At 66.3% G+C, this 593-nt stretch carries 1 protein-coding gene; it reads left to right on the top strand.

Annotated features, from left to right (window positions below; genetic code table 11):
• On the top strand, positions 1-593 hold a 593-nt coding region (locus tag AC066S_RS39080; protein ID WP_478271944.1), incomplete at both ends, for an RtcB family protein.

Raw genomic sequence — 593 nt, forward strand, 5'->3', positions numbered from 1 at the left:
GGCGAAGAAGGACGCGGAACTCCACCAGCGCAACCTGCCCGACAAGGACCTGGCCTATTTCGAGGAAGGGGCACGGTACTTCGGGGACTATGTGCGGGGCGTTTCCTGGGCGCAGAAGTTCGCCATGAAGAACCGCGAAGTGATGATGGACCGGCTGATCGCCACGGTGCGCAAGGCAATCCCGAAGCCGTTCGAGGCGCACGTGGAGGCGGTGAACTGCCACCACAACTACGTGCAGCAGGAGCGGCATTTCGGGCAGGACGTGTTCGTGACCCGCAAGGGCGCGGTGAGCGCGCGGCGCGGGCAGATGGGGATCATCCCGGGCAGCATGGGCGCGCGCAGCTACATCGTGCGCGGCCTGGGCAATCCGGAGAGCTTCGAGAGCTGCAGCCACGGCGCCGGCCGCGTGATGAGCCGCACCAAGGCGAAGAAGCAGTTCACCGTCGAGGACCATGCCCGGGCGACGGCCGGGGTCGAGTGCCGCAAGGATGCCGACGTGATCGACGAGATCCCGATGGCCTACAAGGACATCGACGCCGTCATGGCGGCGCAGCAGGATCTGGTCGAGGTGGTGCACACGCTGAAGCAGGTGG

The organism is Bradyrhizobium sp. CFUWI (genome assembly GCF_056429085.1).